General features: G+C 39.1%; 16 protein-coding genes and 4 pseudogenes. 7 read left to right on the forward strand and 13 right to left on the reverse strand.

The window, feature by feature from the left end:
• Positions 1-86: 86 nt before the first annotated feature.
• Positions 87-1538 (forward strand): 4-hydroxyphenylacetate 3-monooxygenase, oxygenase component, encoded by a 1452-nt coding sequence (hpaB, locus tag bslm_RS09765; protein WP_003231423.1) that lies wholly within the window; start codon positions 87-89, stop codon positions 1536-1538.
• Between the two features lie 36 nt (positions 1539-1574).
• On the opposite strand, the gene exlX is transcribed toward hpaB, so the two are convergent.
• Together exlX and bslm_RS09775 are read right to left on the reverse strand one after the other, a co-directional pair.
• On the reverse strand, positions 1575-2273 hold the full coding sequence (gene exlX / locus bslm_RS09770; RefSeq protein ID WP_003231419.1) for an expansin ExlX: 699 nt from the start codon (positions 2271-2273) through the stop codon (positions 1575-1577).
• A 269-nt stretch (positions 2274-2542) separates the two neighbouring features.
• The gene (locus bslm_RS09775) at positions 2543-3220 is read right to left on the reverse strand and encodes a YoaK family protein (protein ID WP_004399503.1); all 678 of its coding nucleotides are present in this window, start codon (positions 3218-3220) and stop codon (positions 2543-2545) included.
• 172 nt (positions 3221-3392) lie between these two features.
• On the opposite strand from bslm_RS09775, the gene bslm_RS09780 reads away from it, so the two are divergent.
• Both bslm_RS09780 and bslm_RS09785 read left to right on the forward strand, forming a co-directional pair.
• Positions 3393-4430 carry a polysaccharide lyase family 1 protein gene (locus tag bslm_RS09780; protein ID WP_004399365.1) on the forward strand — a complete coding sequence of 346 codons (1038 nt, stop codon included), beginning with the start codon at positions 3393-3395 and terminating at the stop codon, positions 4428-4430.
• 256 nt (positions 4431-4686) lie between these two features.
• Positions 4687-5370: an SOS response-associated peptidase gene (locus tag bslm_RS09785; RefSeq protein WP_004399422.1), complete on the forward strand. Its 684-nt coding sequence runs from the start codon at positions 4687-4689 to the stop codon at positions 5368-5370.
• A gap of 340 nt (positions 5371-5710) precedes the next feature.
• Here the strand turns inward: bslm_RS09785 and bslm_RS09790 are convergent, their stop codons facing one another.
• The 9 genes and pseudogenes from bslm_RS09790 to bslm_RS09815 form a co-directional block, all read right to left on the reverse strand.
• Complete coding sequence (locus tag bslm_RS09790; RefSeq protein ID WP_004399414.1) at positions 5711-6016, reverse strand: membrane protein; 306 nt, start codon at positions 6014-6016, stop codon at positions 5711-5713.
• 232 nt (positions 6017-6248) lie between these two features.
• Positions 6249-7427, reverse strand: a complete 1179-nt coding sequence (gene oxdD / locus bslm_RS09795; RefSeq protein ID WP_046381090.1) for an oxalate decarboxylase — start codon at positions 7425-7427, stop codon at positions 6249-6251.
• 122 nt (positions 7428-7549) lie between these two features.
• Positions 7550-8038 (reverse strand): YdhH/YoaO family protein, encoded by a 489-nt coding sequence (locus bslm_RS09800; protein WP_046381091.1) that lies wholly within the window; start codon positions 8036-8038, stop codon positions 7550-7552.
• 24 nt (positions 8039-8062) lie between these two features.
• The gene (locus tag bslm_RS21310) at positions 8063-8218 is read right to left on the reverse strand and encodes a hypothetical protein (protein ID WP_128484048.1); all 156 of its coding nucleotides are present in this window, start codon (positions 8216-8218) and stop codon (positions 8063-8065) included.
• Between the two features lie 39 nt (positions 8219-8257).
• Positions 8258-8413 (reverse strand): annotated as a pseudogene (locus bslm_RS21535) (YoaP domain-containing protein); the annotation flags it as partial.
• Positions 8408-8580: pseudogene (locus bslm_RS20685) on the reverse strand (hypothetical protein); the annotation flags it as partial. The pseudogenes bslm_RS20685 and bslm_RS21535, both read right to left, overlap by 6 nt.
• Positions 8528-8718: pseudogene (locus bslm_RS21805) on the reverse strand (hypothetical protein). The pseudogenes bslm_RS21805 and bslm_RS20685, both read right to left, overlap by 53 nt.
• 23 nt (positions 8719-8741) lie before the next feature.
• The gene (locus bslm_RS09810) at positions 8742-9239 is read right to left on the reverse strand and encodes a hypothetical protein (RefSeq protein ID WP_046381092.1); all 498 of its coding nucleotides are present in this window, start codon (positions 9237-9239) and stop codon (positions 8742-8744) included.
• A gap of 101 nt (positions 9240-9340) precedes the next feature.
• A complete protein-coding gene (locus bslm_RS09815; RefSeq protein WP_046160466.1) occupies positions 9341-10252 on the reverse strand; it encodes a VanW family protein in 912 nt (303 codons plus the stop codon).
• A 344-nt stretch (positions 10253-10596) separates the two neighbouring features.
• On the opposite strand from bslm_RS09815, the gene bslm_RS09820 reads away from it, so the two are divergent.
• The 3 genes and pseudogenes from bslm_RS09820 to bslm_RS09830 all read left to right on the forward strand — a co-directional run bounded on the left by bslm_RS09820 (position 10597) and on the right by bslm_RS09830 (position 12242).
• Complete coding sequence (locus bslm_RS09820) at positions 10597-11079, forward strand: DUF2975 domain-containing protein (RefSeq protein ID WP_033883966.1); 483 nt, start codon at positions 10597-10599, stop codon at positions 11077-11079.
• 9 nt (positions 11080-11088) lie between these two features.
• Positions 11089-11342 (forward strand): annotated as a pseudogene (locus tag bslm_RS09825) (helix-turn-helix domain-containing protein).
• A 105-nt stretch (positions 11343-11447) separates the two neighbouring features.
• Positions 11448-12242, forward strand: a complete 795-nt coding sequence (locus tag bslm_RS09830) for a DUF817 domain-containing protein (protein ID WP_046381093.1) — start codon at positions 11448-11450, stop codon at positions 12240-12242.
• Between the two features lie 108 nt (positions 12243-12350).
• Here bslm_RS09830 and bslm_RS09835 read toward each other — a convergent pair whose 3' ends face one another.
• Positions 12351-13223, reverse strand: a complete 873-nt coding sequence (locus bslm_RS09835) for a LysR family transcriptional regulator (protein ID WP_004399248.1) — start codon at positions 13221-13223, stop codon at positions 12351-12353.
• Positions 13224-13323: 100 nt separating this feature from the next.
• Here bslm_RS09835 and bslm_RS09840 point away from each other — a divergent pair, with 100 nt between their 5' ends.
• Positions 13324-14202, forward strand: a complete 879-nt coding sequence (locus bslm_RS09840) for a DMT family transporter (protein WP_046381094.1) — start codon at positions 13324-13326, stop codon at positions 14200-14202.
• A 172-nt stretch (positions 14203-14374) separates the two neighbouring features.
• Here bslm_RS09840 and bslm_RS09845 read toward each other — a convergent pair whose 3' ends face one another.
• A complete protein-coding gene (locus bslm_RS09845; protein WP_029318068.1) occupies positions 14375-14806 on the reverse strand; it encodes a hypothetical protein in 432 nt (143 codons plus the stop codon).
• Positions 14807-14995 lie beyond the last annotated feature (189 nt).

The following is a 14995-nucleotide window of genomic DNA, read 5'->3' on the forward strand; positions in this document are numbered from 1 at the left end:
CTTTTCCCACCTCAAATTGGCTGAACCGGCTGTTTTCTCGAAAATATAATACAATACGCAGCATAATATGAAGGAGCGAAACTTAAATGGGGATCATCAATGGTAAAGAATTCATTGACCGATTGAATAAACTAGAAAACGAAATATGGTATGATGGCGAAAAAATAAAGGGTAACATTTCTGAGCATCCTGCATTTAAAGGAATAATCAAAACAAAAAGCTCACTTTATGAATTGCAAACAAAGGATGAGTTAATACATGAAATGACTTATTGCCTTCCTGGAGATCATAATCGAATCGGCCTTTCCTATCTCCAGCCTAAAACAAAAAATGATTTGAAAAAAAGAAGGACCATGATTGAACATTGGGCTAGACATACTCATGGAATGATGGGGAGAAGTCCGGATTACATGAATACGGTTATGATGAGCTTTGCTTCGTCAGCGGAGCTTCTAAAAGATAAAGAGAATTGCTTTCCTGAACATATACTAGATATGTATGAACAAGCTGCTAAGCATGACCTTTCCTTTACCCATACATTCATTACTCCGCAAGTGAACCGGTCACAGTCCTATTTTGGGCTAAGTGAAAAACCGATATCTGCTAAAGTCATTGATAGAACCGAAAAAGGTTTAATGATTCATGGCGCACGACTGCTTGCCACACAAGGCGGGTTGACCGATGAAATCTTGGTTTTTTCAGCGCCTAAATTTTTCTTTGAAACAGATGAAGCTTATGCTTTTTCAATCCCTTCTAATACAAAAGGCGTAAAATTCATCACAAGAGAATCATTTGTATTAAGCGACTCTTCCTTTAATCATCCCTTAAGCTCAAGGTATGAAGAAATGGATTCAATTGTGGTTTTTGATCATGTGTTAGTGCCGTGGAATCGTGTGTTTTTTTACGATAATGTGGAAGCAGCTAAAGATTTTATGACAAAAAGCTCTTTTCATGCCTTTACCTTTCACCAGGTTGTCATTAGGCAAATGATAAAAATTGAATTTCTATTAGGTGTTGCACAGCTTCTTGTCGACACCATTAATGTTTCCGAATATCAGCACATCCAAGAAAAGCTCTCAGAAATCATTGTGGGATTGGAAACAATCAAAGCCCTCATTGACAAATCGGAAAATGATGCTCAGTTAGATGAATTCGGCTATATGCGCCCCTGTTTAATTCCTCTTCAAGTCATCAGTACGATCATTCCTAAGCTATATCCTCGATTTACTGAAATCATACAATTAATTGGAGCTAGCGGAATGGTGACACTGCCTACCGAAAATGCATTTGACTCAGAGATACGGGAAGATCTTGACCAATATCTTCAAGCAACCAATACAAATGCTGAAGAACGTGTGAAAATTTTCCGTTTGGCATGGGATTTAACAATGAGTTCATTCGGAACTAGACAAACTCACTACGAAAGATATTTTTTCGGAGATCCTATTCGGATTTCAAGCAGGCTGTATACCAGTTATCCAAAGCAGGAGCAGTTGAACATGATTAAAACATTTTTACATGCAGATACAGAACATTGAAAAAACAGCGGGAAAAGATCCGCTGTTTCGTATTTTTTATTCAGGAAACTGAACATGGCCCGGTACTGTATAGGCTTTGGACGTTCCGCTTTCAGGCAGCTTTGGAATGGTGTCTTTCACAACTTTTCCGCGGATGTCAGTCATTCTGACTTTGAGAGAGCCAGTACCTAAATTCGTACTCACAAAATGGTTATAGTCCATTTTCTCCATGTTGATCCACTTACCATCCTTTTCATATTCCATTTTCATAACAGGATACTTGTGATTTCTGACTTGGATTGCTGCCCACCACCTGCTGCTGCCTTCTTTGATCCGGTACGTGAAATTGCCGGTGATTGGGGCTTTGACAACACGCCATTTAATATTGATTTTTCCGTCTTTCATATTGCCGATTTTACGGAAGGCATTAGGTGACAGATCAAGAGCTCCCCGAGCGCCTTCGGGATAAAGATCAGTAACATATACGGTTGTTTTCCCTTTTGGCCCTTCAACTTCCAAATAAGAGCCGGCAAGTGCCGCTTTTACTCCTCCGTAATTGAGATCCGCCGGATTTATTGCAGTAATCTCCATATCGGAAGGAATGGGATCCAGCAGGAAAGCTCCTCCTGAATAGCCTGACCCTGTATACGTTGCATAACCTTCATGCAGGTCGTCATATGCTGCCGAAGCTTGCGGGGAAAAACAGAAGATCGTCAACAAAACCATACCAACAAATGCACTCATGATCTTTTTCATATTTGGTCCTCCTCAAACCAGACTTCAAATGAGAATCATTATCATTATAAGACTCAATCCATCTGGTTTGAAAGAGGAAATAGATTCATAGTTGATTTTAAGGCAAATTCACTATCATTCATATATCAAATGTAGGTACTTATGAAAAAGCCAATACAAATGAACGAATGTGCACTTCAGCCGAATGTCTTATTTTTCCCTCTCAAAATTCGCATTTCAATAACGAAATGAAACAGGCTGTTGGCCTGATAACAGCTATACAGGAAAAGCTATTTTTCCCCGCTCAGTTTCAACTTAGCTGTCATCATGATGCCAAAGATCAGCACAATCGGAACCCAAATAATGAAGTGATAAAAATCAGGCTCAGCCAGAGCAACAATAATAGCCCCTACACAATACAAAATAATAGCCAGTGCTCTTAACACAGTATCTCTTAAGAAAGTCTTCTTTTGCTTCTTAAAAAACAAACGGCCGGATATATCCTCTAAAAGAGAAGCCAAAGTGCCGGTCAACACAGTTGAAGAAATACCTGCAATCCCCAGTTTTTTTGCTGCTGTAGTTTGAATCCCCATAGAAATGCTCATGAGTATAATTAGAATGTGCACAGGAACAAATGCCCGGTAAAAAGAAAGACAAGCAAAGACAAACAAAATGAATGCTTCAAGTGCGAGGGCTTTTGTCACAGCAGAAGGCCAAAGGGTATTTTCCGCCTTTCCGACCATCAATGTAGCAATGATCACGCCGCATATAAATCCGATTAGCGCAGTCAAGGAATTAAAAACAGTGACCTGAATGGATTTGCCGATAGCTAACCCCAATAATACAATGTTTCCAGTCATATTAGCTGTGAACACATGTCCCAGGCTTAAATACCCGATTACATCCACGATTCCAGCTGTTAAACATAAAAGTGATAGCAAGGTGTTTCGATAAGCTGCTGCAGTCAACGGTGTATCAATCCTTTCTTCTATTTCAATTGTTAGTATGTCTTTTGGCGCAATCTCTATTTTTTAAGTAACCCAACATTAATTAGGAAGATAGAACCTATTATTCCTTTCCATTAACTGTAATAATAATCCCCGCAAGGAAATGATTAAAATTGAAAGGAAGCATATTGTGATGAAACGACTTTGTTTATGGTTCACCGTCTTTAGCTTGTTTTTGGTTCTCTTGCCTGGAAAAGCATTAGGTGCAGTCGATTTTCCGAATACCTCAACAAATGGCCTTTTAGGTTTTGCCGGAAATGCCAAAAATGAAAAAGGCATCTCTAAAACGGGCACAACGGGTGGAAAAAACGGGCAGATTGTTTACATTCAAAGCGTAAATGATTTAAAAACCCATCTAGGAGGATCCACTCCGAAAATTTTAGTGCTTCAAAATGATCTTTCCGCATCTGCGAAAACAACAGTTACCATTGGCTCAAATAAAACACTCGTGGGCTCTTACGCGAAAAAAACGCTGAAAAATATTTATTTAACAACTTCATCAGCTTCTGGAAATGTCATTTTTCAAAATTTAACGTTTGAACACAGTCCGCAGATTAACGGAAATAATGATATCCAGCTTTATTTAGATTCCGGTATGAACTATTGGATTGATCACGTCACATTCTCAGGTCATAGCTATAATGCAAGCGGAAGCGATTTGGACAAACTCGTGTATATCGGAAAATCCGCAGATTATATCACGATCAGCAACTCAAAATTTGCGAATCATAAATACGGTTTGATTTTAGGATACCCGGATGATTCTCAGCATCAATATGACGGCTACCCCCACATGACAATCGCCAATAATTATTTTGAGAACTTGTATGTTAGAGGCCCAGGTCTGATGAGATACGGTTACTTTCATGTTAAAAACAATTACAGCAATAATTTTAACCAGGCGATTACAATTGCTACAAAAGCAAAAATATATTCCGAATATAATTACTTTGGGAAAGGCAGTGAAAAAGGCGGCATCCTTGACGACAAGGGCACTGGTTATTTCAAAGACATAGGCAGCTATCCATCACTCAACAAGCAAACCTCTCCGCTGACTTCTTGGAATCCTGGGTCAAACTATAGCTATCGTGTCCAAACGCCGGAATATACAAAAGAATTTGTCACGAAATATGCCGGATCACAAAGTACAACTCTGGTATTTGGCTACTGATATAAAAGAGGCCCTGCGTTAAAAACGCTGTGCCTCTTTTTATACTATAGGCTATTTTTAAGCGATCCTTGTAATTCCATCAAGATCCAGCGTCGGTCAAACTAAAAAGCATATGTTCTTTTCCACAATAACTTCTTAACTGGCTTTCTTATTATACCAGTTTATCGCAAGTGAAAAGAAATCATTGTTCTGAACCTGTATTAAATGAACGATCGTCCCACAAACTACTTAAAAACCCCTAAAAAGGATGATGGATATGTGCGGCAGGTTTACTTTGTACTCTGCATTTGATGATATTATTGACCAGTTTGACATCGATCAATTTTTTCCTAAAGGTGAATACCAGCCAAGCTATAATGTCGCACCATCACAAAACATCCTTGCAATCATCAATGATGGATCAAATAATCGCTTAGGCAAGCTTAGATGGGGACTTATTCCACCTTGGGCAAAAGATGAAAAGATCGGTTATAAAATGATCAATGCTCGAGCCGAAACAATTACCGAGAAACCGGCCTTTCGAAGACCGCTTGTCAGCAAACGCTGCATCATACCAGCAGACAGTTTTTATGAATGGAAACGGCTTGATTCCAAAACCAAAATCCCAATGCGGATCAAATTGAAATCATCTGCTCTTTTTGCGTTTGCTGGCTTATATGAAAAGTGGAGCACACATCAAGGATACCCTCTTTATACCTGCACCATCATAACAACTGAGCCTAATGAGTTCATGAAAGATATACACGACCGAATGCCGGTTATATTGGCCCATGATCATGAAAAGGAGTGGCTTAACCCCAAAAATACAAGCCCTGATTATCTGCAAAGTTTGCTGCTGCCTTATGATGCTGATGACATGGAAGCATACCAGGTTTCATCATTAGTAAATTCACCCAAAAATAATTCAGCTGAGCTTCTTGATGCAGAAAATCATATGTAGTGATTGAAAAAATTCTCTAGCAAGAACTTGTCAAATAGCTTTGTTCCTTAGGTGCCAATCCCTCTAGTAATTATGAATATTTAGTACATAGATCAATTAGTTATCTTTAGCATCAGTTTGAAATAATTTTATTATGTAAACTTAAATAAGCAATGTTATTCCTTTCATATAAAATAGTTTACATTTTTATAAAATCGCTTCACTTTTCTATTTTGTCAGCAAAAAAACTGAACCACATTAAACTTATGAAACCTGCCGCACCTGTGGATTGCAAATATGATATAAGCCCATAGAGGTAAATCCATACACTTTCCCTCCTAAGAATTAAATGAAATTTCTTTCATCTTACATGAAGGTCTTCTTTCTTTTGTTTATCCAGTGTAATACTTAATAATATGTTGATGAATGCAGCTGGAAAATATATAAATCCCACTCCAAGAATGCCTAGTATCGTACTTAAACTTACTATGTAATTCTTTGTCATCGTTTGACTGTCAATCAATATTAGAAGTGAAATCAATCCAGCTAAAACACCTATAAACCAAGCATCGCCAACAGCATAAGAATCATCCAGCATCCCTAACCATCGCCCCAATATAGAGCTCCCAATGGCAGTCAAACTGGATAAAAATATGAGTGCTTTCATTTCTTCTCCTCCTTTAAAGCCAATCAAACTGGTAGAAATCGGCCATTGAATCCCCATTATCGAATGGTTACCATTTCATTTCCACATTAACATTTTAAAGCTCATTACAATACGATTCAAGCAGAAAAACCCTACATAACGTATATATAGGGATTTAATAAAACACAGGCCAAAATTCAGCTCTATCTACTTTAAAAAGATATGAAGGGCAGCTGTGTGATCTGTTACGTCTTTACGTACCGGGATATTTCACAACAGGCACTTTCTTCTTACGCAGAGAATCAAGCATGACTGATCCAGCATTCAAGTTGCTTTGCACTAATTCTTTAGGCGTCAATGCCATCCACTGATTGAGTGACACATCTGCATAGCGGTTACTTTTGAACATTTCTAAAAACCATAATGTTTCTGTACCAGTATTTTGTATATAGTGGCCAGCATTAGAAGGTACGTATCCAACGTCGCCTGCTCTATAATCAAATGTGCGGGCAGTCCCATTTCCGATAAATACCGTCATTCGTCCCTGTCCTGTTAGATAATATTGCCACTCATCGCTATTGGGATGCCAATGAAGCTCTCTCATCGCGCCAGGCTCAATCTGAACAAGTGCAGCGGCTATCGTTTTTGAAATTGGGAAGTTAGAAGAATCCACAATTCGTACACTCCCCCCTGGCATTTGAATTGGGGGTTGATTTAACAACTCGTGTTTAAAGGTCATGGGGACTTTTCCATATGGTGACTGAATGTCTTCACTCGCGACTGATCCCGGCACATTCCCTTGGTAAATATAGACTTGCTCAGACGGAAGAGAGTTGAAAGCATTCTCTGGGACACCGAAATTTGCAGACAGAACGTCTTTTGGTGTGTGTGCAAGCCAATCTGAAATGGTTAACGTTGAAAACTCAGAAAAGTTTCCATCATCGAATACGAGCAGAAACTCGCAGTGTTCCAATCCCTGTATGGAATGCGGAATTCCTGCTGGGAAGTACCATAGGTCGCCGGGACCAACATCAGCAATGAAATTTCGTCCGTCTTGGTCAACAGCGGTGATACGTGCCCGTCCCAAAAGCATATAAGCCCACTCCGCTTGCTTATGCCAATGAAGCTCACGGACGCCTCCCGCAGTTAAGCTCATGTTTACACCTGCAATCGCAGTCGAAATCGGAAGCTGTCTTACAGTGATTTCTCTTGACCAGCCGCCATGATCTAATTTCATGGGAGCGTCTGAGAATGAAAATCTCAAGTTAGGAATCATACCTTCATCTGTGACAGGCGGAACAAGTATATTCGGATTTTGAATATCCCGCATCATATTTCGCGGGCCTGCATCAATAGCTCCAGCTCCATCACTTCGAATAGGCTGCGGCACGTTTCTGTCATCATGATTGATTGGTTGTTGTTCCAACAGCATGCACCTCGTTTTAGAAATGAACAAGATTTTATTTCAGCCTATGCAGAATCTTAGATTGCTGTGCCTAGGAATCCGCAAATAAAAAAGTGACAACCAATGTGATCACAAATACAGCGAATAAGCTATTTTTTATACCATGGCTTCTTATGTAATTTGATTTCTTCTGTCTGTTTTTTCTGGCCTGTCCTCCACTCCACTTTTACTAATACATCATGTCCTATCACTTCATCTTCAGGCATATAATCAAAGGTGGCAATATGGTCCTCCATGCGTCCCCCACCTGGCATTTCATCACCTGTGTACTCTGATAAGTCGTACTCATCTACGTTATCATCTTGATACTTTTCGCCATCTACATACAGAGTAATTCTTTCAACAACAGTCCACTTTTCTTCCTTCTTACTCCCCTGCCAATATAGATTTAGAAAATAATTGGGTCCAATTGAAGTTTTGTCTGATTTTTCAAGGTTAGACATCCACAGTCCGCTTTTCCCGCTGCCCTCATATTTCACTTCGTTTCCTGACACCATTACTAATAATGTGGTGATGCAGATGATCAAGAATACAGCAATGATCAATAGCCATTTCTTAATATTATTCTTTTTTCTCATGTTTTTCCCCACTTTCCTAACTTTTTAGTAGGAAAATATGATCAAAATGTTACCGAAAAGAAAATAAAAAAGGGCTAATGATCTAACAGATGACTGTCTAAACTTTTGACTTAAATTAAAGTGCTCTCTAAAGACAAGATTAAAACGTATAACAGCTCTTAAATGCATTTTTTGTTTCATTGAGTCAAGAACCTTAAAATGGCTTTTTATTATTAAAAATCAAGCTAGTGTATTAAGTAACTTTTCAAATTTATTTATACTCATGATCTCGTGAGTCACAAATCTCCCATCAAAAAAAACGCTAAAAGTTGTCCAAATAGCTGGTGACTTTTGTGCCTCTTCTTTCGATGATAACTGAATTGACTGAAATTGAACTCTGAAAATTTCGAAATTAGAGTTTTTTAATGATGAACGGGCTGCACTTGTTTAGGTGTCACTGTCATTATCAGTAAAATATTATGCTGAAATGCGCAGTCAGTCACAAAGTCTCTATTCGTATTCAATAAAGACTTTGTGATCATCGACAAACATTTCACTCCCATCGGATAAAGTATCCAAAAGGCCTCTGGTTCTTCTCTATAGTCATAAATCACAGTCACTTTGACATTTGGCTCAGCTATGATTGGTTTTCCAACAATTATTTTCGTTTTTTCCTCAGGCAAAGTAAGAGATCGAATCACCAAAGCCATTCCATCTTTACTGTCTAATTAACGCCATCTTCAGTGAATTTAAAGGTCTGTTTTAAATTGCGTCCTTCTTGCACCTTCTGTGTCCAAATTATAACAACCTCTAATTCAGAGGCCTTATCTGCCAGCATAAAATGATTGAACTTCAGCGGTGAGCCATCATTTAAACTTTCAGCTAACATTTTAGAATCTTCTTTTGGTTTGACACAATTTTCATCGGGACATCCAAAAAGCGAAAACCTTGTGATTGAATTAGGGTCATTTCTATACAATTGCACATCCACTGTAGCTGCTTTTTCCCCTATATTTTTGACTTCCAAGGAATATACTTGATATTCTCCTTTTTGAGGTCTCGCAAATTCCTTTGCATTTTTTGCTTCACTTACTTTTACTGACCACTGGTCTGTTTTTTGTGTAATAGGCAACACCGTAAAAGTCAGGGCATGCGCTTTTGATTGGCAAAACGTAAATCCAACTGCTGTAAAAACAATTACAGAAAATAATACCCTTTTCACTTCATTTATCCCTCCTTCCTTTTCACTGGCCGTTCCTTAAAGAATTGATTTTGAGCAATCTACAAGCTCTCTTAACCAAAACCTTACCTGAGGTTTTGTCTTTACTGCTCTGCATTTATTTCTTTCGGTATCCGAGATGGAGCTTTGGGGATTTTTCTCAATTTGCTGTTTATCACATCAGAAGAGTATAGCGTAATAATCATACTTCCCCCATACCTTTTTGCCCGAATTAAGATTGGTTGGTTATATTGGTTTTGAAAGCGAAAGTCAGGACCTCCCCAGCTTACCGTCGCATCCCGTCCGGGCGGTACATATGGTACACTTCTAGTATGAGAATAGCGCTGAACGATCTGCAGTCCTGCACGATCGACTGCATTAAATAGAGTTGAGGACACCTGACAAATTCCTCCTCCTACACCTTCAGACAACTCCCCTTTTACAATAATGGGTGCACTTTTATATCCTTTGTTCCGAGTTCTCATTCCCACAACTTGGTTAAACGAAAACGTCTCATTAGGGAAAACAACGTGATTGTCGATTGCTTTTGCAGAAAGAGAAATATTGTGTGAACGGCTTTTATTGCTTGAGTTAAAATATGTCACGTACTGACCAAGCTGCTGCGTACTGATGTGAGCTAGCAGCTCGCTGTCAACTTTCGGATAAATGTTCATTTCCGGCACTTCTATCTTGGAGGGACCTTGCCCATAAAAATACGCATAAAACTTTTCCATAAACGCCTGTTGATACAGTTTGTAGCCAACCCTGCCCGGGACGATGCTTCCATGATCGTTAAGGACAGCATTTATCGGCTCACGGTACACTTTCTGATCAAGCTGTTTGATGAATTTACTGTATTTTTCATAGTCAACCATTGGAGTGCCGGGAAGAGGCATTGTAAAGTCTTCACGGTTAACAGTGGCAATCGTCCGTCCTTGCTGTGTGATCGTTAAACTGTCCTGCGGCTCACTCGGCTGAGCCAATAAAAAAAGACCAGTGATCAAAATTTGTATCATAAGTCGGTTTACCTCCCGATCATTAGTATGAACAGCCGCTTATCCTTTGATGTATTTCTTCCCATCGTTTGTTTGAATCTTTAGACGTTGATAAAAACCTTCATAAAAGAGCTTAGCTTTGTTCACACCGATCCCTGAGCTCACTGAGGCACACGGTTCATTCAGTCGGCAAGTTTGAAGTAGTTCAGCATCTCCCAGTGATGAGGGATGCTTTTTTGTCTTGTCAAAAATGAAAAGGGTCTCCTATAACAACAAAAAATCAATTCATTTCAATATTTTTTTATTGAGAAACGATAAATTTTTTGTTACATTCAATTAGACAACAAATAAATGAGGTGCTTGTTATGAATCGAATGTCGACAATTTTTTTAAAGATAGCTTTGGTTCTTATTGGAATTCCAATTCTTGCTTTATGCATTTTTTTAGTGCCTAAGATAGCCAACTATTCAGCAGAATTATTTCCAAATATCGCTTATATAAAATATCTCGTTTTCATCTATTTGTATGTAACGGCGATACCTTTTTACTTTGCTCTTTATCAAGCGTTCAAACTTTTAAGCTATATTGACAAAAACAAAGCTTTCTCGGGTTTGTCTGTAAGAGCTTTGAAGAATATAAAATATTGCGCAGTCACTATCAGTATCTTTTACGCAGCAGGCATGCCTGTCTTTTATCTGATCGCCGAGATAGACGACGCACCGGGTATCATTGTGATCGGATTGGTTATTATTTTTGCTTCAATGGTGATTGCGGTCTTTGCTGCTGTTCTTCAAAAACTGTTAAAAGAAGCGATAGATATAAAATCAGAAAATGACTTAACGGTCTGAGGTGATGACATGGCGATTATTATCAACATTGATGTGATGCTTGCTAAGAGGAAAATGAGCGTAACAGAGCTTTCAGAGAGAGTTGGCATCACCATGGCTAATCTTTCGATATTGAAAAACGGAAAAGCAAAGGCTATTCGATTATCAACTTTAGAAGCGATTTGCAAGGCTTTAGAATGTCAGCCCGGGGATATATTGGAATACCGAAGTGATGAAGACACACAGGATTCGTAAAAAAATATGTAAGATCAACAGAAAAATAAAGTGATTGGCGGTGAGCTTATGGACATAAACTTATATCCATCTAGCTGCTATACTAAGCGTCCCTTCCATACACGAAGAACACAACTATGGAGGAGGCATACATCATGAGAGCAATAAAACAAATCGTTCATTTTGGCTGGGAACAAGCCCTTTCATGTTTGTTTCCTGCCGTTATTTTTGCCTCTTTGGCTATTACGCAAATCATCCCACTGCCCTTCTTGCCGCGATATGACTGGCTGCTCATTATCTGCGTTCTCATGCAATTGTGGATGGTGCGTTCCGGTCTTGAAACACGGGATGAATTAAAAGTGATCACATTATTCCACCTTATTGGGATTGCTCTGGAACTTTTTAAAGTCCATATGGGCTCCTGGTCTTATCCAGAAGAAGGATACTCCAAAATATTTGGAGTACCTTTGTATAGCGGTTTTATGTACGCAAGTGTAGCCAGTTATTTGTGCCAGGCATGGAGAAGGCTTAAGGTTGAACTGATTAAGTGGCCGCCTTTTTTTGCAGTTGTTCCGCTTGCCGCAGCGATTTATTTGAATTTTTTCACCCACCATTTTTCTATAGACTTTCGATGGTGGTTATCTGGGCTTGTCATCATTGTCTTTTGGCAAACATGGGTTACATACGAGGTGAATGGAGCTCGTTACCGTATGCCGCTCGCACTTTCTTTTGTACTCATCGGATTTTTTATATGGATAGCGGAAAATATCGCTACGTTTTTTGGAGCTTGGAAATATCCAAACCAAATCGATACATGGAGTCTCGTACACCTTGGAAAGGTAAGTTCATGGCTCTTGCTAGTGATTGTTAGCTTTCTTATAGTAGCATCATTAAAACAAGTTAAAGAGCAGAATCCCACAAAGGCAGAGATTGGTGAATCTTTTTCTTAGCATTCAAGTCCCAAATAGAGTGAAAAGCAACGTTCAAATGGTTGCTTTTTTCTACTCTGCCGCTGAGTATTCATCTTCTTCAAATTTCATCGCACCACGATAACTGATTCAGATTACAACTGCTTTCAACACCTTGACAAACTCATGCGCCGCCGGCGTTATCTCTTCAAATGAATGTGCGATGACGCCAATATCGCGTGTGACCCTAGGAAAGATGTCCTTTTTAATCAATTGATGCGGGACGGATGAAAGTGTAAAGTTTGAAATGATGCCGATACCCAAGTTATTTTTGACCATATTAATCAAGGTTTCGGCATTTTGCACAGTTAAGTTTTCCTTTAATTCGATGTTGTATTGCGAAAATGCGTTTGACATCGCGATTTCATGACCGCCTTTACAAAAAATGAGGTCATCTTGATATGTTTCAAGGTCGACATGCTTTTCAAGTTTTAATTCGTCACGCTGCGGCGGGATGACGGCCACCATATAGTCGTTACACAATAGCTGATTTTCAAACGGTTCAAATGGAGATGCTGCGATCCCGATATCAACCGTCCGATCTTCAACCCATCCTTTTATTTGGTCAGAGGTTCCCTCGATCAATTCTATGCGGATCAGCGGGTAGTTTGATCTGAATGCCGCAATCGCCTGTGGCATGATATTTGTTGAAACTGCAGGAAATGAACCAATTTTCACCTTCCCGTTTAACAGCTTGTTTTCCCGGTTGGCTACTTGATATATTTTGCTTTCAATTCCCTTCATTTGCCTCGCCAGCAGCAAAATTTCTTTTCCGATGTCCGTCAGCATTAAACCATGATGTTTATCCCTGATCAATAATTTGAGCTGCAGTGAGCTCTCCAGGTTTTTTATCGCTTTACTTACCGCCGGCTGAGAGATGAACAATTCTTTTGCCGCTTCTGTAATATTCAATTTCTCCCCGACTTTTACAAATATGTGAAGATGGTTCATGTTCATAACCATTTGGTTATACCCCCAATAATAAAAATGTATTTCAGTTATACATAAATGTAACATATGATAGAAACCAGCACGATATTTAAACAAGAAAGGCGGCTTCATTATGGTAAAAGTTATGCTGGGAATCATATCTGTCACACTTATTTGGGGTTATACTTGGGTTGCGATGAAAGTAGGAATTCATGACATCCCCCCGCTTTTATTTTCGGGTTTGCGCCTGTTCATCGGAGCGGTTCCTTTATTTCTCATTCTCTTCATCCAAAGAAAAAAGCTTTCAATTAAAAAAGAACATCTCAAAAGCTATATCATCATGAGCCTCTTGATGGGGCTGGGCTATATGGGGATTTTGACGTATGGAATGCAGTTTGTCGATTCAGGGAAAACCTCTGTTTTGGTATATACAATGCCTATATTTGTTACGGTGATCAGCCATTTTTCATTAAACGAGAAAATGAATGTGTATAAAACGATGGGACTGGTCTGCGGCCTCTTCGGACTGTTATTTATATTTGGAAAGGAAATGCTCAATATCGATCAAAGCGCTTTATTTGGGGAGCTGTGCGTACTTGCGGCAGCGCTTAGCTGGGGAATCGCGAATGTGTTCAGCAAGCTACAATTCAAGCATATCGATATTATTCACATGAATGCCTGGCACCTTATGATGGGAGCCGTCATGTTATTGGTGTTTTCCTTTATATTTGAGCCGGTCCCTTCAGCCGAGTGGACATATCAGGCGGTGTGGTCATTGCTGTTTAATGGCTTGCTTTCCACCGGCTTTACCTTTGTCGTATGGTTTTGGGTGCTCAATCAAATCCAAGCGTCAAAAGCATCCATGGCATTAATGTTTGTTCCCGTATTAGCCCTATTCTTTGGATGGCTGCAATTGCACGAACAGATCACCATCAATATTATCCTCGGCGCACTGCTGATATGCTGCGGGATTTTTATGAATACATTTACATTTTCACGACGGAAAGTGTGAATGATATACATTTCCCCTGTCATTTGGGCTTCATGTGACAGGAGACGACTATTACGAGAAAGTCTTCTAGAATCCTGACGACAGCCTATTAAACAATGAAAAAAGCTAATGTCTGCATGTAGACATTAGCTTGGCTGGCGTTTAGGCTGGTGAGAATCCAGATACTTTTTTATTACCATTCTGGCTGATCAAACTGAAAACCGTATAGACCTTTTACTTTAACATCTCCGCAATCTGGATCTTTTGTCAAAATCAAATAATGAGTCTTATAAGGCATCGTCTCAACTCGATCAGTTGCACTCAAATCAAAATGATCCCCTGAGAAGTTTTTTTCACTAACGGTTATTTCATATCCTGACAAAGTCATTCGCATGATTCTTGCGTTAATTGTACATCCTTCAGTATCGAAAATGGTGAATCTGTACCCAAAGTGAGATGTCCAATGGTTTGAATTTAGGTCATCAGACTTCATAAACCATTTTTCATTTTCTGTCATTGTAAAACTCACTTTCTCCTCATCTTTCACGATAACAGCCGAAGCTTCCCCTACATGGATAGTCAAAGCCAAAAGAAATGTAAAAGCTAACATCAACATCTTTTTCAAAAGAGTTCCTCCCGATATCTTTTTACTTCAATATATTGGAAGGGTCTTTTCTGATCAAGACAGTCTTCTCCAAATGAATCTTTAGCATCATGAAATGAGCCTTAATAAGAACAGTTTTAAGGCTTACCAATCTATATTCTTTTTAAAAGTTTCTGCATTTCTTTATATAGCTCCTAGACACATATAAAA

Origin of the sequence: Bacillus sp. LM 4-2, assembly GCF_000978495.1 — a bacterium.
Taxonomy (GTDB): Bacteria; Bacillota; Bacilli; order Bacillales; family Bacillaceae; genus Bacillus; species Bacillus subtilis.

Bases quoted from the DNA above. Each gene is read 5' to 3' on its own strand.
- hpaB (WP_003231423.1), top strand. From the start codon at position 87: ATGGGGATCATCAATGGTAAAGAATTCATTGACCGATTGAATAAACTA.
- exlX (WP_003231419.1), bottom strand. From the start codon at position 2,273: ATGAAAAAGATCATGAGTGCATTTGTTGGTATGGTTTTGTTGACGATC.
- bslm_RS09780 (WP_004399365.1), top strand. From the start codon at position 3,393: ATGAAACGACTTTGTTTATGGTTCACCGTCTTTAGCTTGTTTTTGGTT.
- bslm_RS09785 (WP_004399422.1), top strand. From the start codon at position 4,687: ATGTGCGGCAGGTTTACTTTGTACTCTGCATTTGATGATATTATTGAC.
- bslm_RS09790 (WP_004399414.1), bottom strand. From the start codon at position 6,016: ATGAAAGCACTCATATTTTTATCCAGTTTGACTGCCATTGGGAGCTCT.
- oxdD (WP_046381090.1), bottom strand. From the start codon at position 7,427: ATGCTGTTGGAACAACAACCAATCAATCATGATGACAGAAACGTGCCG.
- bslm_RS09800 (WP_046381091.1), bottom strand. From the start codon at position 8,038: ATGAGAAAAAAGAATAATATTAAGAAATGGCTATTGATCATTGCTGTA.
- bslm_RS21310 (WP_128484048.1), bottom strand. From the start codon at position 8,218: ATGAAACAAAAAATGCATTTAAGAGCTGTTATACGTTTTAATCTTGTC.
- bslm_RS09815 (WP_046160466.1), bottom strand. From the start codon at position 10,252: ATGATACAAATTTTGATCACTGGTCTTTTTTTATTGGCTCAGCCGAGT.
- bslm_RS09820 (WP_033883966.1), top strand. From the start codon at position 10,597: ATGAATCGAATGTCGACAATTTTTTTAAAGATAGCTTTGGTTCTTATT.
- bslm_RS09830 (WP_046381093.1), top strand. From the start codon at position 11,448: ATGAGAGCAATAAAACAAATCGTTCATTTTGGCTGGGAACAAGCCCTT.
- bslm_RS09835 (WP_004399248.1), bottom strand. From the start codon at position 13,223: ATGGTTATGAACATGAACCATCTTCACATATTTGTAAAAGTCGGGGAG.
- bslm_RS09840 (WP_046381094.1), top strand. From the start codon at position 13,324: ATGGTAAAAGTTATGCTGGGAATCATATCTGTCACACTTATTTGGGGT.